Annotated in this window: 22 protein-coding genes; 10 read left to right on the top strand and 12 right to left on the bottom strand. The window is 69.7% G+C overall.

The window, feature by feature from the left end; all coding sequences use genetic code 11:
* Positions 1 to 12 precede the first annotated feature (12 nt).
* From arfB to WEE69_00310, 3 genes are read right to left on the bottom strand one after another with little or no spacing between them, the layout of a single operon-like run.
* Positions 13 to 426 carry an alternative ribosome rescue aminoacyl-tRNA hydrolase ArfB gene (gene arfB, locus WEE69_00320; protein ID MEX1143741.1) on the bottom strand — a complete coding sequence of 138 codons (414 nt, stop codon included), beginning with the start codon at positions 424 to 426 and terminating at the stop codon, positions 13 to 15.
* Between the two features lie 12 nt (positions 427 to 438).
* Complete coding sequence (locus WEE69_00315) at positions 439 to 1,479, bottom strand: phosphotransferase family protein (GenBank protein MEX1143740.1); 1,041 nt, start codon at positions 1,477 to 1,479, stop codon at positions 439 to 441.
* Positions 1,480 to 1,511: 32 nt separating this feature from the next.
* Positions 1,512 to 1,859 carry a WhiB family transcriptional regulator gene (locus tag WEE69_00310; GenBank protein ID MEX1143739.1) on the bottom strand — a complete coding sequence of 116 codons (348 nt, stop codon included), beginning with the start codon at positions 1,857 to 1,859 and terminating at the stop codon, positions 1,512 to 1,514.
* A gap of 187 nt (positions 1,860 to 2,046) precedes the next feature.
* On the opposite strand from WEE69_00310, the gene WEE69_00305 reads away from it, so the two are divergent.
* Positions 2,047 to 2,958 (top strand): LysR substrate-binding domain-containing protein, encoded by a 912-nt coding sequence (locus WEE69_00305; GenBank protein MEX1143738.1) that lies wholly within the window; start codon positions 2,047 to 2,049, stop codon positions 2,956 to 2,958.
* Positions 2,959 to 2,986: 28 nt separating this feature from the next.
* Entirely contained in the window at positions 2,987 to 3,229 is a 243-nt protein-coding gene (locus WEE69_00300) for a LapA family protein (GenBank protein ID MEX1143737.1), read from the top strand.
* A 72-nt stretch (positions 3,230 to 3,301) separates the two neighbouring features.
* Here the strand turns inward: WEE69_00300 and WEE69_00295 are convergent, their stop codons facing one another.
* The 3 genes from WEE69_00295 to WEE69_00285 are packed head-to-tail and all read right to left on the bottom strand — an operon-like array spanning position 3,302 to position 5,902.
* The gene (locus tag WEE69_00295) at positions 3,302 to 4,066 is read right to left on the bottom strand and encodes a VOC family protein (protein MEX1143736.1); all 765 of its coding nucleotides are present in this window, start codon (positions 4,064 to 4,066) and stop codon (positions 3,302 to 3,304) included.
* A 7-nt stretch (positions 4,067 to 4,073) separates the two neighbouring features.
* A complete protein-coding gene (locus tag WEE69_00290; GenBank protein ID MEX1143735.1) occupies positions 4,074 to 4,904 on the bottom strand; it encodes a phosphatase PAP2 family protein in 831 nt (276 codons plus the stop codon).
* Positions 4,901 to 5,902, bottom strand: a complete 1,002-nt coding sequence (locus WEE69_00285) for a lysylphosphatidylglycerol synthase transmembrane domain-containing protein (GenBank protein MEX1143734.1) — start codon at positions 5,900 to 5,902, stop codon at positions 4,901 to 4,903. The genes WEE69_00290 and WEE69_00285 overlap by 4 nt, the downstream gene beginning before the upstream one ends.
* 117 nt (positions 5,903 to 6,019) lie before the next feature.
* On the opposite strand from WEE69_00285, the gene WEE69_00280 reads away from it, so the two are divergent.
* Together WEE69_00280 and WEE69_00275 are read left to right on the top strand one after the other, a co-directional pair.
* On the top strand, positions 6,020 to 6,847 hold the full coding sequence (locus WEE69_00280) for an alpha/beta fold hydrolase (protein MEX1143733.1): 828 nt from the start codon (positions 6,020 to 6,022) through the stop codon (positions 6,845 to 6,847).
* Positions 6,844 to 8,472, top strand: coding sequence for an acetolactate synthase (locus tag WEE69_00275; GenBank protein ID MEX1143732.1), 1,629 nt, complete (start codon positions 6,844 to 6,846; stop codon positions 8,470 to 8,472). The genes WEE69_00280 and WEE69_00275 overlap by 4 nt, the downstream gene beginning before the upstream one ends.
* A gap of 90 nt (positions 8,473 to 8,562) precedes the next feature.
* Here WEE69_00275 and WEE69_00270 read toward each other — a convergent pair whose 3' ends face one another.
* On the bottom strand, positions 8,563 to 8,943 hold the full coding sequence (locus WEE69_00270) for a hotdog domain-containing protein (protein MEX1143731.1): 381 nt from the start codon (positions 8,941 to 8,943) through the stop codon (positions 8,563 to 8,565).
* A gap of 20 nt (positions 8,944 to 8,963) precedes the next feature.
* Between WEE69_00270 and WEE69_00265 the strand changes: the two genes are divergently transcribed.
* Together WEE69_00265 and WEE69_00260 are read left to right on the top strand one after the other, a co-directional pair.
* Positions 8,964 to 10,355 carry a TldD/PmbA family protein gene (locus WEE69_00265; GenBank protein MEX1143730.1) on the top strand — a complete coding sequence of 464 codons (1,392 nt, stop codon included), beginning with the start codon at positions 8,964 to 8,966 and terminating at the stop codon, positions 10,353 to 10,355.
* A gap of 10 nt (positions 10,356 to 10,365) precedes the next feature.
* The gene (locus tag WEE69_00260) at positions 10,366 to 11,745 is read left to right on the top strand and encodes a TldD/PmbA family protein (protein MEX1143729.1); all 1,380 of its coding nucleotides are present in this window, start codon (positions 10,366 to 10,368) and stop codon (positions 11,743 to 11,745) included.
* Positions 11,746 to 11,767: 22 nt separating this feature from the next.
* Here WEE69_00260 and WEE69_00255 read toward each other — a convergent pair whose 3' ends face one another.
* The 4 genes from WEE69_00255 to WEE69_00240 all read right to left on the bottom strand — a co-directional run bounded on the left by WEE69_00255 (position 11,768) and on the right by WEE69_00240 (position 14,465).
* Positions 11,768 to 12,427: an HAD family phosphatase gene (locus tag WEE69_00255; GenBank protein ID MEX1143728.1), complete on the bottom strand. Its 660-nt coding sequence runs from the start codon at positions 12,425 to 12,427 to the stop codon at positions 11,768 to 11,770.
* Positions 12,424 to 13,257: an undecaprenyl-diphosphate phosphatase gene (locus WEE69_00250; GenBank protein MEX1143727.1), complete on the bottom strand. Its 834-nt coding sequence runs from the start codon at positions 13,255 to 13,257 to the stop codon at positions 12,424 to 12,426. The genes WEE69_00255 and WEE69_00250 overlap by 4 nt, the downstream gene beginning before the upstream one ends.
* A gap of 19 nt (positions 13,258 to 13,276) precedes the next feature.
* Positions 13,277 to 13,939 (bottom strand): Flp pilus assembly protein CpaB, encoded by a 663-nt coding sequence (cpaB, locus tag WEE69_00245; protein MEX1143726.1) that lies wholly within the window; start codon positions 13,937 to 13,939, stop codon positions 13,277 to 13,279.
* 127 nt (positions 13,940 to 14,066) lie between these two features.
* Positions 14,067 to 14,465 (bottom strand): FmdB family zinc ribbon protein, encoded by a 399-nt coding sequence (locus tag WEE69_00240; GenBank protein MEX1143725.1) that lies wholly within the window; start codon positions 14,463 to 14,465, stop codon positions 14,067 to 14,069.
* Between the two features lie 138 nt (positions 14,466 to 14,603).
* Between WEE69_00240 and WEE69_00235 the strand changes: the two genes are divergently transcribed.
* The 3 genes from WEE69_00235 to glp are packed head-to-tail and all read left to right on the top strand — an operon-like array spanning position 14,604 to position 17,416.
* Positions 14,604 to 15,254 carry a glycerol-3-phosphate acyltransferase gene (locus WEE69_00235; protein MEX1143724.1) on the top strand — a complete coding sequence of 217 codons (651 nt, stop codon included), beginning with the start codon at positions 14,604 to 14,606 and terminating at the stop codon, positions 15,252 to 15,254.
* Positions 15,255 to 15,284: 30 nt separating this feature from the next.
* On the top strand, positions 15,285 to 16,175 hold the full coding sequence (galU, locus tag WEE69_00230; protein ID MEX1143723.1) for a UTP--glucose-1-phosphate uridylyltransferase GalU: 891 nt from the start codon (positions 15,285 to 15,287) through the stop codon (positions 16,173 to 16,175).
* Positions 16,172 to 17,416, top strand: a complete 1,245-nt coding sequence (gene glp / locus WEE69_00225) for a gephyrin-like molybdotransferase Glp (GenBank protein ID MEX1143722.1) — start codon at positions 16,172 to 16,174, stop codon at positions 17,414 to 17,416. The genes galU and glp overlap by 4 nt, the downstream gene beginning before the upstream one ends.
* A 219-nt stretch (positions 17,417 to 17,635) precedes the next feature.
* On the opposite strand, the gene WEE69_00220 is transcribed toward glp, so the two are convergent.
* Positions 17,636 to 17,887, bottom strand: coding sequence for a hypothetical protein (locus WEE69_00220; GenBank protein ID MEX1143721.1), 252 nt, complete (start codon positions 17,885 to 17,887; stop codon positions 17,636 to 17,638).
* A 272-nt stretch (positions 17,888 to 18,159) separates the two neighbouring features.
* On the opposite strand from WEE69_00220, the gene moaA reads away from it, so the two are divergent.
* The gene (moaA, locus tag WEE69_00215; GenBank protein MEX1143720.1) at positions 18,160 to 19,194 is read left to right on the top strand and encodes a GTP 3',8-cyclase MoaA; all 1,035 of its coding nucleotides are present in this window, start codon (positions 18,160 to 18,162) and stop codon (positions 19,192 to 19,194) included.
* Positions 19,195 to 19,252: the final 58 nt, after the last annotated feature.

Raw genomic sequence — 19,252 nt, 5'->3', positions numbered from 1 at the left:
CGGCGCGCTCAGTCAGTCCTCGACATCGGGACGGCCGCGCCCGCGCTTGATCTGGCTGCGCCGGCGCTTGGCGTCAACTCGGCGCTTGCGGGCTGCCTTCGACGGGCGGGTTGCCCGCCGGTTGGGCTGCACCCGCAAGCCTTCCTCGAGCCGGGAGCGGAGACGTTCGAGCGCGAGCTCCCGGTTGCGTGCTTGCGAGCGGGTGTCCGATGCGGTCGCGCTCGCGATGCGTCCCAAGCGCTCGAGCAACCGAGCCCGCTGCCGCGGCCCGAGTGACGGCGATGCCTCGATGTCGAGGCGCACCTCGACCCGGGTGTCGGAGGTGTTGGCGTGCTGCCCACCCGGACCGCCCGACCGGCTCGTCCGCCACTCCAGCTCGTTCGAGTCAATGCGGCACGAGGGCGAGACGCGAAGCCAGCCGTCCATGCCTCGCCTCGGTCAGCCCCGGAGCACGGGGTCGGATGACCGGGCCGCGTGGTCGAGGGCGGCGTCGGCGAGCGCGACGACCGCAAGGCCCATCTCGTCGAAGCCCTCGCCGAGCGTCTTGCCCATCAGGAACCTCGCGTTGATGCCTTCGAGGATCACCGCGAGCTTGTAGAGCGCGAACACCACGTAGAAGTCGAGGTGCTCGATCGATCGACCGGAGCGCTCGGCGTACCGCTCCACCACCTCGTCGATCGCGATGAACCCCGGGACCTGCGAGACCCCGCGCGTCGAGCTGAGGGAGATCTCCGAGCCGCCCGCGCCCCAGTAGACGAGGAGCAAGGCGAGGTCCGTCAGCGGGTCGCCAAGCGTCGACATCTCCCAGTCGAGGACCGCGGCGATCGTGCCCGCGTCATCAGGCGCGAGCATCGTGTTGTCGAGCCGGTAGTCGCCGTGCACGATCGTGGCCAGCCCGGATTCGGGCAGCGCGGCATCGAGGCGGTGTGCCAGTTCGTCGATCTGGGCCACCTCCCGCGTCTTGTTCGCCTCCCACTGCTTGCCCCACCGCGCGACATTCCGTTCGAGGAAGCCGTCAGGCTTTCCGAAGTCGGCGAGTCCGACCGACCGATAGTCGACCGCGTGCAGGTCGACGAGCACATCCACGAGCGCATGCGAGCACCGGCGAGCCTCGTCGGCGTCGAGTGTGGCGATCTCCTCGAGCTCGCGCAGCACACGGCCTTCGACTCGCTCCATCACATAGAAGGGTGCGCCCATCACCTCCGCGTCGTCACACGCGGCGTAGACGCGGGGGACGGGCACGTCGGTGCCCGCGAGGCCCTCCATGACGCGGTGCTCGCGACTCATGTCGTGGGCGGTCGCGACCACATGCCCGAGCGGTGGGCGCCGCAGCACCCAGGTGTTCGTGGCGTTGCTGACTGCGTAGGTGAGGTTCGAGCGACCGCCGGCGATCAGCTCGGCGCGCAGTGGGCTGTCATCTGCGCCGTCGACGTGCTCCGCGAACCACGGCGCCAATGCGTCGAGATCGAGTCCGTTCAAGGGCCGCAGGGTACCTGCGGCTTGCGTCCGCCTCAGGCGACGCGGGACTCGCGCGGCTTGACCGGTGTGCCTTTGCCCTTCGGGTAGCGCGCAACCCGGCCGACCGGCATGTCGACGCGATACCCCGCGGCGGCGCGGTCCTCCTCGGACTCGCCACCCCAGAACCCGTACTCGCGGTTGTCGCGTGCCCACTCGCGGCACGGTTGTGCGACCGGGCAGCTGCGACAGATGGAGCGGGCGCGGGCCTCGCGCAGGACGCGGGTCTCGGGGCGTTCGCCCGCGGGTGCGAAGAAGAGGTCGGTCTGGCCGACGCACGCGGCGTCGGTGGTCCAGGCCAGTGGTCCGGCGAAGACCAGGTTCGAGATCGTCTCTGCCGCCACCGTGACCTCCTTCGAGGTGTCTGCGCCGTGGGCCCGAAGGCCCGTTTCGCAGTGTGCGGGCAGCCGGCCGGGGGGTGACCGGCTACCGAGGCGCACTGCTTCGCCCATCGTGCTCCCTGCGAAGCAATCTGTCCAACAGGTACGATGGATGCTACCGATCGATAATCCCGATGAATAAGAGGCCGGCGTGGAGCTGCGGCACCTCGAGACGTTGCTGGCGATCGCCGAGGAAGGCTCGTTCACGGCCGCCGCCGACGTGCTCGCAACCGTGCAGTCCAACGTGTCCGAGCAGATCCGCCAGCTGGAGGCCGAGCTGGGCACGCAGCTGCTCGTCCGGGGCCGACGGGGGGCCGAGGCCACGGAGTCCGGCGACGTGGTGCTGGAGCGGGCCCGTCGCATCCGTCGCGAGGTGGAGGCGATGCGCACCGACCTCGCCATGCTCCAGGGCCTCGAGGTGGGTGAGTCGAGCTTCGGCATCGTCGGTACGGCCAGCCGATGGGTGGTCCCGCGCCTCGTGGCAGAGCTTCGCGAGCGCGCGCCGGGCATCCGCCTGCGCGTCAACGAAGCGGCATCGGAGCGGCTGATGAGCGACGTGCTCGCTGGGGAGCTCGCGCAAGCGGTCGTGACCGAGCCGGTCAGCGACCGGCGGCTCGTGGCCGAGACGATCCTCGAGGAGGCACTCGTGGCGGTCGTGCCACGCGGCGTGCAGATGCCGGTGCCACCGGTGCCACTCGCCTCCTTGGTGGCGCTCGGCCTGGTGGCGCCGCCGCCGGAGAACCCGCTGCGCTACGAGGTCGAAGCCGTCGCCGCGCAGCAGGGGATCGAGCTCCGGATCAACGTCGAGGTCGAGGGCATCCGACTCGTGGCCGACCTCGTCGCCGCTGGTGCAGGAGCCTCCGTGCTCCCCGAGACCGCGGTGCCGGCCGACCTCGACGTGCAGATGTTCCCGATCGCCGGTATGCCGCCGCGCCGCCTCGCGATCGTGAACGCCCGCGACGCGCAGCTCTCGTTCGCGGATCGAGCGGTTCGCGAGACCGTCTTGGCCGTCGTGGCCGAGCGTCTGCGACCGGGAGGAGCGCGCTCGGGGCAACCTCGGTAGATTCTGGCTCCGACGCCGAGGGGGAGCGATGACGGACAGCATGAGCCAGAGGGTTGAAGACACGCGCTGGCGGCCCAGCGGACGCCAGATAGCGATCGCGATCTTGGTCGGGCTGGTTGCGCTCTTCGGCGCGGTCAACTTCGAGAAGACGAGCATCGACTTCCTCGTCGACTCCGTGAGGATCCCGCTCGTCTTCGTGATCGCCGCGTGCAGCCTGCTCGGCTTCCTCGCCGGCTACCTCTTCGCGCGCCACCTCGACAAGAAGGACTGACCCCTTCCCACCGGTTTTGGCGTCGATAGCTGTCGCATATCGACACTCAGCGACGCCAAAAACGTGGGATGGTCAGCCCGAGCTGGCGACGCGCAGTTTGATGCCGGCGACGGTCAGCTCGCGTGGCGGGCCGGCACCGTCGGCTTCGAGGCGCTCGATCCCGGCGGGGCGGTCGGCGCGCTGCTCAAGGCGGATGTGGCTCCCGCCCGGCCAGGCAAGCTCGACCCAGCCTTCGCCCTGTGCGTGCTGCGTGCCGTCGAGCAGGCCGACGAAGAACTCGAGTGCTTCGGGCACCGACGGCGACGTCATCACGACCCGGCGCAAGAAGGTGGTGGCGGCCGCGCGCGTTGGCGGATCCGGCCACCACTTGTCGCCCATGAGCTGGATCCCGTTGCGCTCCACCGCCGCGTACTCCTCCAGGGCGGTCTTCTCGGTCGACGACGACTCGGCCAGCTGCACCACGGTGCCGTGCGCCTCGCGCGGCTGCAGGAACGCCTCCTTCCAGATGGGAAACGAGAGGTCGACGCCGACGGGCGTGAGCCCTGCCGCCGACACGCGGTCGAGCGTGGCCTCGAGGTCATCGACCTTGAACGTGAGATGGTGCGGGCCCTCCCCGTGGCGGGTCAAGAACCGCTCGAGGAAGTCATTCTCGTCGGCTCGCCAGGGCTCGAGGAGCTCGACCTTCATGCCCGCGGCGGCGCTGCCGAGGTGCACCTGCATCGGTCGGTAGCCGATCGCGAGGCCGCCCGAGAGCACCGTGCCGCCGAGCTCGCCCACGAACAGAGCGAGCGGTTCTCCGGCGTCGCGCGTCGCGAGCGCGATGTGGTCGAGGCGCACCGCAGGGTCAGGTCGTGGCGGCGGAGATCGAACCGCCTTCGTCCCGCGTTCGCGGCGGGTCGCCCGGGTCGCCCCGTCCTGCACGCGTGAACGTGCGCGCGAGGAGGTAGCCGAGACCGAGGACCACGAAGCCTCCGACCGCGTCGAGGAGGAAGTGGTTGCCGGTGAGCACGATGGAGATGACGGTCCCGACGGGGTACAGCGCCGCGAGCACCTTGGCCCATCGCCGCCGCAGACGTGGCACCAACGCGAGCGCGCACCACAGCGCCCAGGCACAATGCACGCTCGGCATCGCCGCGAACTGGTTCGAGATCTTGTTGACCGCACCCTGGTTGAACGACCAGAACGTCGGATACTGAGCGAGCGTGTCCTCGAACCCGAACTGCGATGGCAGCAGACGTGGCGGCATCAGGGGCCAGAGTGCGAACCCGATCAGGGCGAGTGCCGTGGCGAACGCGAGCATGTTGCGCCACAGCGGGTAGTCGTCGCTGAACTTTCGATACAGAAAGATCATCACGCCGGTCGTCATCACGAAGTGCAGCGAGCCGTAGAAGTAGTTGCAGGCGATGATGAGCGGCTTGAAGTTGACTGCCCACTCCTGCATGACCCGCTCGTGATTGATGCCGAGCGTCTCCTGCCAGTGCATGAGCTTCAGGGCGTTGAGACGCGCGGCCGTCGGGTTCGTTCCGTTGAGATTCCGGATCGTGGAGTACACGACGTAGAAGACGACGATCGACACCAGCTCCGCCCACCAGTACAGGACGGTTCCGTCGCGGAGCACGCGCCCTGCGGGAAGCCGGCGGTGCAGCCCGCGAAGCTGCGGCGGCGCGACGCTCATGACCCCTCCGGTACTGCTGCGCTGACGCGGTGCTCACGGTGGCCCATCACGAACGCCGGCGCCGCGGCGAGGCTGACGATGAGCGTCATCGTGTACCAGAGCAGGCCGACGGCGATCGCTTGCGCGGCTGGGACGCCGAGTGGATGCAGGAGCAGCGCGAGCGCACCTTCCCGAACTCCGAGGCCACCGAAGATCGAGATCGGCAGCACCTGCACCATCGCAACCGCGGGCACGAAGGCGAGCACGGCTCCGTTCGAGATCGTGAGCCCGATCGTGTGGACGGCGCAGTACACCGCGGCGATGACGGCGATCTGGTACGCGAGCGCGGCACTGAGCGCGGCCCAGGCGTCACGTGGGTCGCGCCGGAGGCGGTCGACCCCGACGTGGACGATCCCGATGTAGCGCATCCAGTTCTCGTGGTCCTTGAAACGCCCGGCCAAGCGCGGACTGCCCGCCACGAGGAGGATGATTCCCAGGATCGCGAGCGTCGAACTCGCGATCACGATCGCGATCCACGCGCGGTCGGTGTCGAAGAGTGTGCGATCGATCAGGAACCCGAAGAAGGTCAGCACCGGAAGGGCGAAGAATCCGGTCAGCCGCTCGATGACCACCGATGCGAACGCGATCTCGCTCGACCCGATGTCACGGCCGCATCGGCTCACGCGCAGCACATCGCCCCCGACGGTGGACGGCAACGCGTTGCCGACGAATTGACCAGCCAGGTAGTGCTTGAGCAGCGTGCGCAACGGTACCTGGACGCCGTACACCGCGAGGACGCGCTGCCACCGCCACGCGGCGAGGAGGAAGCTCCCGGCCATGATCACGATGCCGGAGCACAGGAACGCGAGCGTTCCCGGCAGGCTGCGATCGGACGGCACGAGCTCGTCGGGATCGAACTTGGTGACGAGCACCGCGAGCAAGCCCGCACTCACCGCGAGCCGCGCCCACTTGACCCACGGCCCGTGGCGGCGCGCGGGAGCCGTCGTGGAGAGCGCCATAGCCCGTAGATTACGGGTCGTCGGGTGCGTGCGTCCCGCCGGCCGAGAACCCTCGCCGCCGCCCCGGTAGCGTTTGCTCCGACTGGGCCACGGCCCGAACGAGCCCGAGGAGCCGAGGTGCGCATCACCGTCGACGACGGGGTCGGGCTGGAGGTCGAGGTCAGCGGCGCCGGCCCGCCGCTGGTCCTCGTGCACGGCTTCACGGGCGCGAAGGAGGACTTCGCCGATCACGTGCCCCACCTGGCCGAGCATGCCACCATCGCGCGGTTCGATCTCCGGGGCCACGGCGCGAGCGACAAGCCCGACCGTGCTGACGCGTATTCATTCGACCGTCTGGCTGCCGACACGCTCGCCGTCGCCTCCGAGCTCGGGTTCGAGCGGTTTCGGCTGCTCGGTCACTCGATGGGTGGCATGGCCGCGCGTCGTGCGGTCCTGACGGCACCGGAGCGCATCGACGCGCTCATCCTCATGAGCACGTCGCCAGGCAAGCCGAGCGGCGTGGACCCCGACCTCGTGGACATGGGGGCCGCGATCGCGCTGACCGAGGGCATGACGATCGTCCGGCAGGTGCTCGACGAGCTCGACCCGCTCGGAACCCCCGCGAACCAGCGGGTGCAGCTCGTACGGCCAGGCTACGAGGAGTACGGGATCCGCAACTTCTTCGCCGTCCCGGCCGTCGCCTACGCGGCGCTCATCCACGAGATCGCGCACCAGCCCGTCCAGCTCGAGGAGCTGCGGGCGGTGCGGTGTCCCACGCTGGTGATCGTGGGTGAGCAGGACTCGCCGTTCCTTGCCGACTCGCACGCCATCGCTGACGCGATCCCGAGCTCCGAGCTCGTCGTGGTCCCCGATGCGGGCCATTCGCCGCAGTTCGAGAACCCCGACGCGTACCTTGGCGCGGTGCAGCGGTTCCTGCGCGCCGTCGACGGCGCGGTTACGAAGTGAAGGCCGCGGGGGAGGTCGCGGCGGAGACGCTGAAGACCCACGACGTCGACACGGTGTTCACCCTGAGCGGTGGGCACCTGTTCCCGCTGTACGACGGCTGCGTGAAGCAGGACATCGCCCTCGTCGACACGCGCCACGAGCAGACCGCGGCGTTCGCGGCGGAAGGCTGGGCGAAGGTCACTCGCCGGCTCGGCGTGGCCGCGCTCACGGCTGGTCCCGGGGTGACGAACGGTGTGAGCGCGATCACGAGCGCGCACCTCAACGGATCACCGGTGCTCGTGATCGGCGGGCGCGCGCCGCAGGCCCGCTGGGGTTCGGGCTCGCTCCAAGAGCTCGACCACCTGCCGATCGTCGCGTCCATCACGAAGCATGCAGCAACGCTCCGGGACGCCGACGTCATCGCTTCTGGCCTCGACGCCGCGATCCGATCCGCACACACGCCCCACCGCGGCCCGGCGTTCGTCGACATCCCACTCGATGGATGGGGAGGTACCGACGCGCCGGCGATCGCCGCAACGGATGTCGCCGGGCTCGCCGGTGCGGTTCCGGATGGTGACGCCGTCACGCGCGTCGCCGAGCTCTTCGGCGCGGCGGAGTGTCCGGTTCTCATGGTCGGAGGCGACGTCTATTGGGCGGGCGCGGAACACGCGGTGGGCGAGTTCGTCGAGGGCACCCGCGTGCCGGTGTTCGCGAACGATCTCGGTCGCGGAGTCGTGCCCGCGGACCATGAGCTCGCTTTCTCGCGTGCCCGCAAGATCGCGTTCGAAGAAGCCGACCTCGTCGTGGTGGCCGGTACGCCGCTGGACTTCCGGCTGGGCTTCGGTGCGTTCAACGCGCCGGTGGTCCACCTCGCCGACGCACCCGGCGCGGTCGCGCCCCACGTGGAGCTGGTGGCTTCGGTGGCCGGCGACCTGCGCGCGACCTTCCTCGCATTGGCCGAGGAGGCGCCGAGCGCGGGCACCGCGGGATCCACCAAAGCGCGAAACGCTTGGATCGCGCGGCTGCGCGAAGAGGAGCACGCCCGCCGGGAAGGTGAGCGCGTGGTGCTGGAGTCCGATGCGCACCCGATCCACCCCGCTCGGATCTACGGCGAGCTCCGTACCCGTCTCGCGCCCGACGCGATCGTGATCGGCGACGGCGGAGACTTCGTCTCGTACGCGGGCAAGTACGTGGACACGTTCACGCCCGGTTGCTTCCTCGGTCCCGGGCCGTACGGCTGCCTCGGTGCCGGCACCGGCTACGCGCTTGCCGCGGCGCTCGCATACCCGCACCGTCAGGTCGTCGTGGTCTACGGCGACGGTGCCATCGGCTTCACGCTCGGTGACCTCGACACGCTCGTTCGCCACGGCGTGAACGTCACCGCGATCATCGGCAACAACGGGATCTGGGGGCTGGAGAAGCACCCCATGCAGATGATCTTCGGCTACGACGTGGTGGCCGAGCTACGGCCGGGGACGCGCTACGACCAGGTAGCCGAGGCGCTCGGTGGTGGCGGCGAGCTCGTCGACCAGCCGGCCCAGATCGGGCCGGCGATCGATCGCGCGCTGGCGCACGACGGTCTTTCGGTCGTGAACGTCCTCACCGATCCCGCCGACGCCTATCCACGTTCCAGCAACCTTGGTTGAAGGCGGTGACTGAGCGTAGCGAAGGAGCTCGCAGGCGCTGGCGAGCGGCCGCGCCGCAGGTACCCTGCGGCGCAGCGAGCGCGCCCAGTATCAGGTCCCGGCCTTGTCGAGGAAGCGGTCGCGCTCGACGACCACGCGGGTGATGCGCCCGGCGGCGACCAGGCCGCGACCATCGCTGACCGAGACCCGAAAGGTCAGGCGTCGACCCTCGACGGTCTCGAGGATCGCCTCGGCGTGCACCTGGCCGCCGACCGCCGTCGGCGCCAGGTGGTCGAGCTGCACGCGGTAGCCAACCGTCGTCGTTCCAGCTTCGAGGTCGGCCGCGACGGCTTGCACTGTTGCTTCCTCCGCGAGCGTGACGACCCTCGGCGTGGCGAGCACGGGGACGTCCCCGGTGCTCAGCGCGGTCGCAGTGTCGCTTTCCGTGACCACCATCTTCGCGATCGCGGAGAGTCCAGCACGCACCGCCATTGAAATACCCTAGCGACCCGATGCTCGCGACGGACGTCCTTCAACGAACGCTGCACGCCGCGCTGCGTCACGGCGGCGACTTCGCCGAAGTCTTCGTTGAGCACCGATCGTCGTCGAATGCTCGACTCGACGACGGCCGGATCGAGGAGCTGGTGTCCGGGCACGCGCGCGGTGCCGGGGTACGTGTCGTTCGCGACGACACCACCGGATACGCACACACCGCCGACCTGTCCGAGTCGGGATTGCTGGCAGCAGCAGAGGCGGCAGCCGCGGCTGCCCACGGCGCTGACGGCGAGGTGCGCGTCATCGACCTGGAGCGTCAGCACACGGCGCGTCCGCACGAGGTCCGCGACGCGCCGGAGTCCATCGAGAAGTCCCGCAAAGTGGACGTGCTCCGGAGGGCCGATGACGCGGCGCGCGCCCGGGGCGCGGCGATCAGCCAGGTGAACGCGGCGTACGCCGACGGCCGCCGCCGCATCCTCCTCGCCAACTCCGATGGGCTCCTTGCCGAGGACGACCAGGTGCGAACCCGCTTCCTCGTGCAGTGCGTTGCCGTCGGTGACACGGGGATGCAGACCGGGATGGAGGCACCCGGGCGGAGCGTCGGCTTCGAGCTCTTCGAGGAGATCGAGCCGGAGGAGGTCGCGCGCATCGCCGCCGACCGCGCGCTCGCCATGCTGTCGGCGCGCCCCGCGCCGTCGGGCAAGCTCCCGGTCGTCCTGCGCCGCGGCGCCGGAGGTGTGCTGTTCCACGAGGCGTGTGGGCACGGGCTCGAAGCTGATCTGGTCGGCCGCGACGCGTCGGTCTTCAAGGGACAGATCGGCGAGCAAGTGGCGTCACCACTGATCACACTGGTCGACGACGGCTCGTACGCGCGCGAGTGGGGCACGTACGCGATCGACGACGAGGGTGCGCCGGCGCAGCGCAACGTGCTGATCGAGGACGGAGTGCTCACGGACTTCATGTGGGATCACCTGCGCGCCCGCAAGGAGGGGCGCGCGAGCTCGGGCAACGGCCGCCGCGAGACCTACCAGCACCTGCCGATGGTGCGCATGACCAACACGCTGCTGCTCCCGGGCGACGAGGACCCCGATCGCATCATCTCCGGCACACCCCACGGCTTGTACTGCGCGGCGCTCGGGGGCGGTCAAGTGAACACCGCGACCGGCGACTTCGTGTTCGGCGTGACCGAGGCGTACCTCATCGAAGACGGCGAGATCACGGAGCCGGTGCGGGCCGCGCAGCTCATCGGCAACGGGCTGGAGACGTTGCGGCTGGTGGATGCCGTGGGCAACGACTTCGACACGTGGGCGGGAACGTGCGGCAAGGACGGCCAGGGCGTGCCGGTCTCGTCCGGTCAGCCGACCCTGCGCGTCGCCGAGCTCACCGTCGGCGGCACCGCAGGAAGCTAGGGAACGCCGCGTGGCCGACCTGCTGGGGCTCGCCCTCGACCTGGCCGAGCGCGCCCAGCCGGGGGAGGAGGTCGAGGCGTACGTCTCGCGCGTTCGCGAGACCGACGTGAAGGTCTTCGACCGCAAGGTCGAGTCACTCATGGTCGCCGAGCGCTCCGGTGTGGGCGTGCGCGTGATCATCGAGGGTCGACAAGGGTTCGCCTGGGCGGGCTCGCTCGATCTGGACGTGGTCGAGACCGCGCTCGCGGATGCGCGGGACAACGCGGAGTTCGCGACCCCGGACGACTGTCAGGGCGTGGTCACGCCCGAGGAAGCCCGCGGCGACGCACCCGCCCTCGACCTGTGGTCCGAGGACCTGGGTCAGGTCGCCACCGAAGCCAAGGTTGCGCTCGCGCTCGAGGTGGAGGCCGCGACGCTCGCCGCCGACCCGCGGCTGCGCGGCGTCGAACAGGCGATCTACGGCGACGCCCTGGCAGAATCCGCGGTCGCGAACTCGCGCGGTGTCAGCGCGGCGGTGCAGCGCACCACCTGTTCCTGTGCGGTGATCGCACTCGCGGGCGTGAACGAGGCGACTCAGACCGGGTACGGCTTCTCGGCCGGACGTTCGTTCACCGATCTCGACCCTGAGGTTGCCGCGCGCGACGCCGCGCTTCGTTCGACCCGTCTTCTCGGCGCGACGCAGCCCGCCTCTCGACGACTGCCCGTCGTCCTGGATCCGCTGGTGACGCGGTCTGTGCTGGCGGTGCTCGGCGGTGCACTGAGCGGTGAGGCGATCCTCAAGGGCCGCTCCGTGTTGGTCGGGCGTGAAGGCGAGCAGGTGGGCGCGGCCGGCCTGACGCTCTGCGACGACCCAACCGACGCCGAAGCGTTCGGGGCTTCCGCGCACGATGCCGAAGGCGTCGCGTCGCGGCGTAACGAGCTCATCGTCGACGGGGTGCTGCGCGGCTTCCTGCACAACGCGTACACGGGTCGTCGGTCGGGCACCGGCACGAACGGGGCGGCCATCCGCGGCTTCGCGTCGACACCGGGATGCGGTGCCCGCGCACTCGCGCTCACGCCCGGCACACGTTCCGCGGAGCAGGTGATGGCCGCGGCTGGAGACGCTCTCTATGTGCAGTCCGTGAGCGGTCTGCACTCCGGGACGAATCCGGTGAGCGGCGACTTCTCCGTAGGCGCAGAAGGGCTGATGCTGCGCGGCGGAGCGTTCGCCGAGCCGGTGCGCGAGGTCACGATCGCGTCCACGCTCCCGCGCATCCTGCTCGACGTCGTCGAGATCGGCTCGGACGTCACGTGGCTCCCCGGAGGTGCCGCCGGCGTCACCCTCCTCATCGGCGAGATGTCGATGAGCGGGGCCTCACCCCCGGTTTTGGCGTCGCACAACCCCGAATAGCGAGGTCTATCGACGCCAAAACTCAAGTCTTGGTGCCGCGGCGGTCGAGGATCTCGTCCAGCGCACGGATTGTCTGAAGAGGATCCGGTGTGACCAGCACGCATTCGATGCCCAAGGCGCGTGCGGACTCAACGTTCTCCACGTTGTCGTCGAGGAAGAGCGCTGCGGCCGCTTCGACCCCGACGCGCTCACACGTGAGCTCGTAGATGCGCCGGTCGGGCTTGCGCAGCCCGACCTCGCTGGAGTCCACGACGACCGGGAAGAGCTCGTGCACCGGGAAGCTCGCCTGCCACGACCCAGCGAACTCCTTGGCGTTGTTCGTGAGCAATGCGAGCTTCATGCCATTGGCGCGCAGCGCGCGGACGCGGTGCACCATCGGCCACTGCACCTGGAGCCCGCGGGTCGCGGAGAACTTCAGGAACGCGTCGGCATCGAGTGGTCGACCGATGATCTCGGGCGCACGGCGTTCCAGCCCCTCGAAGTACTCGGCGAGGGTGAGCTCACCGGTCTCCAATCGGTGGAAGTCGAGGTTCGGATCGTCGGCGTCACCGAAGAGGAGGCGGTGCAGCGAGCCGCGAGGTACACCGAAGTCGTCGTCGATCGGGTCGAGATCGTGGAAGACGGGCACCGAGATGACACCGCCGAAGTCGAAGATCACCGCCTCGACCAGGCGCTCGGTCACCGGACGCCGGTCGCGAACACGACGATCACGCCCACGCCGAAGAGGATCCGGTAGACGACGAACGGCAGGAACGAGCGGTGGGTGAGCAGGCGGAGCAGGCCAGCGATCGCCACAAAGCCGGCGATGCCCGATGCGATCGTGCCCCACACCATCGGCTCGACGAACCCGTCGGGGATACCCCGCCCCGTCGCCACTTCCAGGGCCTTGTAGAGCGCAGCGCCCGCGATGATCGGGATGCTCATCAAGAACGACAGACGTGCGGCGGCTTCGCGGTCGAAGTGGAGCCAACGGCCGACCGACATCGTGACCCCTGAGCGCGAGACGCCGGGTTGGAGCGCCGCAGCCTGTGCGATCCCCATGACGATCGCGTCGCGAGTGCGGAACTCATCGGGTGCGCGCGTGCCCGAGAGCCGGTCTGCGAACCAGAGCACCACCCCGAACACCACGAGCATGGCTCCGATGAGCACCGGATCACCGAGTTCCTCGTCGATCGTGCTGCTGAGCAGCGCGCCGACGATGGCGCCCGGCACCGCGGACAGCAGGAGGAGCCACGCGAGGCGTTCGTCGGTGGAACGAACGCTCCTGGTACGGATGCTCTGGATCCCTGCGACCGCGTAGCGCCCGAGGTCGCGCCGGAAGTACCAGAGCGCGGCCACCAGGGTTCCGATGTGCAACGCAACGTCGAACGTCTTGTTCAGCTGAGGATGGTTGGCGAGCTCGTTCCAGTTGAACAGCTCGGGCACGAGGATGAGGTGCCCGCTGGACGAGATCGGCAGGAACTCGGAGAGCCCCTGGACGATGCCGAGGACGATCGCATGCAGGACCGGCACCCGGACACAGTACGCGTCGTCAGCGCGCGTCTTCGGGTGGGACGAGTGAGATCGTGACGAATCCGTGCGTCGCCGCATGGACCAGATCACGGGCCTCGCGGGGTGAGACCAGCAACGTGACGGCGCGTGCCGGACCTCCGTCACTCGACGTCGCGGCGTCGGTACCGAGCACGAGCACGCCGTGGGCGATGACTGTCGCCGACCCGACCAACGACTCTGATCCGGCGTCGAAGGGGTCGTCCTCGAAGCTGGCGATCACATCCACGGCGGCACCGACCCGAGGTTCGACGGCATCACTGACCACGATGCGCAGCGCGCGCAGCCCGGCCGGGATCGCGCCGTCGAGACCGGTACGCCTTCGGGAGGCGAGGCTGCGCGGAACCACGAACCCCGCTCTCAGGACAGGCACGGTCACGACTCGGCCGATCGCGTGATCGACGTCGCGCAACACCCCAGGCGGGAGCTGAGACGTGTACACACGGCGCGTCGTCACATCCCGCGCGTCGACCGTGGCACCGATCGGGAGGTCGTGACGTGCGATGACGGCGTCGCGCGGCGAGCCAAAGTCGTTCGCGCGGCGGTGGAGCGCGGCAAGATCGGACGCGACGAGCGCAGCGGTCGCGACGACCACGACGACCGCGCCGACGCGGAGCGCGATGGCGCGCGGGGGACGACGGAGCATGGGCACCTCCACGAGGAACGGCGCGAGGCGCGCCGCGGAACGGGGAGGTGCGAGGGAAGTCGGGGAAGGCTGCGGGGAGGGAAGGGAGGCTACCGGCGGCGCGAGGCGCGGAGTGCGGCTGGTGGTGCTACGTGCTCGATCCTGATCCTGATCCTGATCCGCCGGACGACCCGGCGCCAGGGGAGCTGGTGGCCGAGTCGGCGGTCGAACCCGACGTGGACGTGTCGGACGTGCCGTTCGAACCAGACCCGCCGTCGGAGCTCGACGAGCTGCCCGCCGAGGTGGATTCCTTGTCCTTCTTGCCTGCGTCCTTGCCCGAGTCCCGCTTCTCGCCCCGACGCCCGCCGTTGGAGCGGCTGTCGTTCTTGTAGAAGCCCGAGCCCTTCAGCACGATCCCGGCCGGGCTCATCACCTTGACGAGGGCGCCGCCGCAGCCGTCGTGCGTGGTGAGCGGGGTCTCGGTGAACGACTGCCACACCTCGAGCTCCCCGCCACAGGTGCCGCAGCGGTATCGGTAGGTCGGCATGAACGCTCCCGGCTGCGCGGGTGCCGCGTTAGCACTCGCTCAGGTTGACTGCTAATGCTACCTCATCTCGATTCCTGGCTCCGCGGCGGCGCCGGCCCGAGCGCCGAGGCGGCACCGCGCGGGCAGAATGACGGGCGCATGCCCGAGGTGCTCCTCCTCATCCCCTTCGCGTATCTGCTCGGGACACTCCCGAGCGCGCGGCTCGTGACGCGCCGCCGCGGCATCGACGTGCACAACGAGGGTTCGGGCAACCCCGGCGCCTCGAACGTGTTCCGCCTCATGGGATGGAAATGGGGCTTGCTCGTCCTGGCCCTCGACATCGGCAAGGGCGCGCTCGCCGCGGGAGTGGGTGCCGTCGTCGACACCGCATTCGACGGCCACCGGGGTGCCTACGTGCTCGGGCTCGCCGCGGTGCTCGGCCACGTGTTCCCGATCACGCGCCACCTCAAGGGTGGGCGCGGCGTGGCCACGGGCGCGGGGGCACTCGCGGTGCCGTTCCCACTCGTGATGCTCGTCACCGGCGTCGTCTGGGTGCTGATCGCGCGTGGCCTCCACAAGGCGTCGGTCGCGTCGGTTGCGTGTGCCGTGATGTTCACGGTGATCGTCGTGGCGCGCGGTGCGAGCTGGCTCGACATGTCGGTCGTGAGTGTGATCGCCGGTATCATCATCGTTCGCCACCTGAAAAGCCTGTGGCGAGTCGTGCGCGGCCGAGAGCTGGGATTGAGCACCCACGACGGCCATCCGGCGCAACCCGACTCCACCTCCGGTGCGGTCGACGACGGTCGGTAGCCCAGGTGCACGGTCGGTAGCCTCCGGGCCATGAGTGCGAAGCCGATTGTCACCAAGGCGGTGATCCCCGCGGCGGGGCTCGGGACTCGCTTTCTCCCCGCCACGAAGAGCCAGCCGAAGGAGATGCTGCCGATCGTCGACAAGCCATCGATCCAGTACGTGGTCGAGGAGGCGGTCGACGCCGGGCTCACGGATGTGCTCGTGATCACCGGGCGAGGCAAGCACGCGATCGAGGACCACTTCGACCGCAACTTCGAGCTCGAGTTCTATCTTGAGCAGCACAAGAAGCTCGATCTGCTGGAGGAGATCCGCGCGGTGCACGCCCTCGCCGACCTCCACTACATCCGCCAGCGCGACCCGCTCGGGCTCGGGCACGCGGTGTCGGTGGCCCGCGAGCACATCGACGACCAGGGGTTCGGCGTGCTGCTCGGCGACGACATCATGGTCGACGATGCGCAGCTCCTCCGCCGCATGCTCGAGACGTACGAGGAGTTCGGTGGTGCGGTCCTCGCGCTCATGGAGGTGCCTCCCGAACAGATCTCGGCCTACGGCTGCGCGACCGTCGATCCGGTGCGCGAGGGGCTCATGCGGGTGCGCGGCGTGGTGGAGAAGCCCGCGCCAGACGCGGCGCCCTCCAACCTCGCGATCATCGGTCGCTACGTGCTCCCCCCCGAGATCTTCGACGCGATCGACCGCACCGAGCCCGGCGTGAGCGGCGAGATCCAGCTGACCGACGCGATCGGCGTGTTGATGCGTGACGAGCCCGTGCACGGCGTCGTGTTCTCCGAAGGCCGGTACGACGTCGGCGACAAGCTGGACTTTCTGCGCGCCAACATCGAGCTCGCACTCGATCGGCCAGATCTCGGACCGGGGCTTGCGGAGATCCTCTCCGACATCGCGCGGCGCCGCCCACTGGCGTGAAGGCGCTCGTCCCCTTCGAGGACGTGCGCGCCGAGATCCTCGCCGCGGTCTCGGTGCTCGAGCCCGTAGAGGTGCCGCTCACGGATGCACATGGCCTGGTCCTTGCCGAGGCCGTCGCCACCGACGAGGACGTGCCCCCGTTCGCGAACACCGCGATGGACGGCTACGCCGTGCGCGCGGAGGACACCGCCGGTGCCGGGCCGAACGCACCGGTTCGGTTGCGCGTGGTGGGGGATCTGCCCGCTGGCCGAGCTCCGGACCGGGCGGTCGGGGCTGGTGAAGCGATCCGGATCATGACCGGGGCACCCATGCCGGACGGCGCCGATGCGGTGGTGATGGTGGAGCGGACCACGGCCGACGGCGACGAGGTGGCCATCGAGGCGGAGGCCGGCGTGGGCGACCACGTCCGACGGGCCGGCGGCGATCTCGTTCGGGGCCAGGAGGTGTTCCCAGCCGGCACCCGGCTCCTGGGCGCGCACCTCGGAGTGCTCGCGAGCATCGGCGCATCCTCGGTGCGTGCCCACCCGCGGCCACGGGTCGGTGTGCTGTCGACGGGTGACGAGCTGACTGAAGCGGGCGCGGCGCTCGCACCGGGCCAGATCCGTGACTCGAACCGACCGATGCTGGTGGCGCTCGCGCGTGAGGCGGGCTTTGCGCCCGTGGATCTCGGGGTGGCGCGCGATGACGAAGACCGCATCACCGCGCTGCTCGAGGAGGCGTTGGATCGCTGCGACGCCGTGCTCACGAGCGGCGGCGTGTCGGTGGGCGACTACGACTACGTGAAGGCGGCGCTCGACCGACTCGGTCATCTCGAATGGCGCCAGGTGGCGATCAAGCCCGCGAAGCCCCTCGCGTTCGGTGTGGTGCGCGGCGTCCCCGTGTTCGGGTTACCCGGGAACCCGGTGTCGTCACTCGTGAGCTTCGAGCTGTTCGCTCGGCCCGCGCTCCTCCAGCGCGCCGGCGACCCGCTTCGCTTCCGACCGGAGGTCACCGCGCGCGCGGAGCACGCGTTCACGCGCAAGCCCGACGGCAAGCTCCACCTCGACCGAGTGCGCGTGCGGTGGCAGAGCTCCGACCGTGAACAGGCGGGCTACGTCGCCGGTCGCACCGGCGACCAGGCCAGCAACGTGCTCTCCGCGACCGCAGCAGCCAATGCCTTGGCGATGATCCCCGACGGCGTCGGCATCGCTGCAGGTGAGCAGGTGAGAGTGATGCTCCTCGACGCGCCGCCAGATCATTAGCCGCGTACGTGGTTCGCCGAGGGCCGACTTGGCCGGCCCTCGACTTCCGTGAGTGTGTATGACGTCGCGCTGGGGTGGGCACGCGGGAGGGGCTTGCCCCTCCCGCGACAAAGCCGGGGGTCTGGGTGCCCCCGGCTGTGTCGCAGCGCTTCGAACCCGTCCCTCCGGCCCCGGCCCGCCCCAAGAAGGCCGGGACCGCGGGCGCCAGGAAGAGAGTGATCAGCCTTCGCGGCACCCAGCCGGCACCGGAGTGTCGGCGGCGACGCGCACAGCGAACGCCGACGAGGTGTCGACGTCGCCCTGACTGACCACGCCTGACTCGCAGACGATGACCCGGTCGGACGCGTCCCTGCCCTCACGCGCCCCAGCGGGTGTGGAGGCCATGACGGCCGCGCCGCTGCCCGCGGTGACGGCCAGTGCCAGCCCGACACCGGCGATGCGCCGACGCGAGCGGAGCGGAGTGCGGTTCATGAGCCCTCGTTTTCTGCTTCGGGTCCAACGAAGAAAACCGGCACCCAACTCTCCGCACACAGTGCAGAGATGGGGCCGGTTTCGCCTGGCTCCCCGCCGTCCCTAGCGACCAAATGACACAGACGGCGGATCGTCGCCTCCCCGAGCAGGTGGCTCGATCGTCCTCGCCCCAGCCACTCTTTGTGGCAGGGCTCCCTCATCTAACCACTTAGGGTGGTGATCGTCAACCCCTGGCGAGGTCCGAGGATGCCCCGGGTAGCCTGAGCGCTGTCATGACCTCCAGACCCCCTGGCGTCCAACCTGTCCCCGGGGTCCACCCCGTCCCCCTCGTCGACCCCTTCCAGCGGCGGGTGAAGGATCTGCGGATCTCGATCACGGACCGCTGCAACTTCCGGTGCACGTACTGCATGCCGGAGGAAGGGATGCAGTGGCTGGATCGGGCCGACCTGCTCACCTACGAGGAGCAGGCCCGGGTGGCCGGGATCTGCGTGGAGCGCTGGGGCTTCGAGGCGATCCGGGTGACCGGGGGCGAGCCCACGGTGCGGGCGCACCTGCCCCGCCTCTTCGCGCTCCTCGCCCCGCTCGGGACCGACCTCGCGATGACCACGAACGGCGTACGCCTGCCCGAGCTCGCGCACGATCTCGTCGCGGCCGGTCTGCGTCGGGTGAACATCTCCCTCGACACGCTCCGGCGCGAGACGTTCCTCGAGCTCACGCGCCGTGACGAGCTCGATCGTGTCCTCCTCGGTGTCGACGCCGCGCTCGACGCCGGGCTCGACCCGGTGAAGATCAACTCCGTCGTGATCCGCGGCGTCAACGACGATGAGGTCGTGGACCTCGCGGCGTTCGGGCGCGCCAAGGGCGTCGGTGTCCGGTTCATCGAGTTCATGCCGCTCGACGCGACCAACGAGTGGACGATGGAGCAGGTGGTGCCGGCGCGCGAGATCCTCGCCGCGATCGACAACGTCTTTCCGCTCGTACGGCACTCGGCCGGCACGCCACACCCCGAGCCGGCCGAAGTTTTTCGCTACGCGGATGACGGGGGCGACATCGGCGTGATCGCCAGCGTCACCGAGCCCTTCTGCGGAGACTGCGACCGCGTCCGGATCACCGCGGAGGGCAAGTTCCGATCCTGTCTCTTCGCCCTGGACGAGTTCGACATGCGGCCCGTTCTGCGCGGCGGCGGCACCGATGACGACGTCGCGGCGGTGATCGAAGCAGCGGTCGGCACGAAGTGGGCCGGGCACCGCATCGGCAACGTGGACTTCATCCGCCCGCGCCGATCCATGAGCCAGATCGGCGGATAGTCCCTCCTCCCGCATGGGTCGCTCCGAGCTCCTGGTCAGACCGCCAGGAGCTCTCGCT

The sequence above is a fragment of the Acidimicrobiia bacterium genome (assembly GCA_040881685.1).
In the GTDB taxonomy this organism is placed as follows: Bacteria; Actinomycetota; Acidimicrobiia; order IMCC26256; family PALSA-555; genus SHVJ01.
The sequence above is the reverse complement of the archived record's forward strand: the minus strand, read 5'-3'. Positions and strand labels throughout refer to the sequence as shown.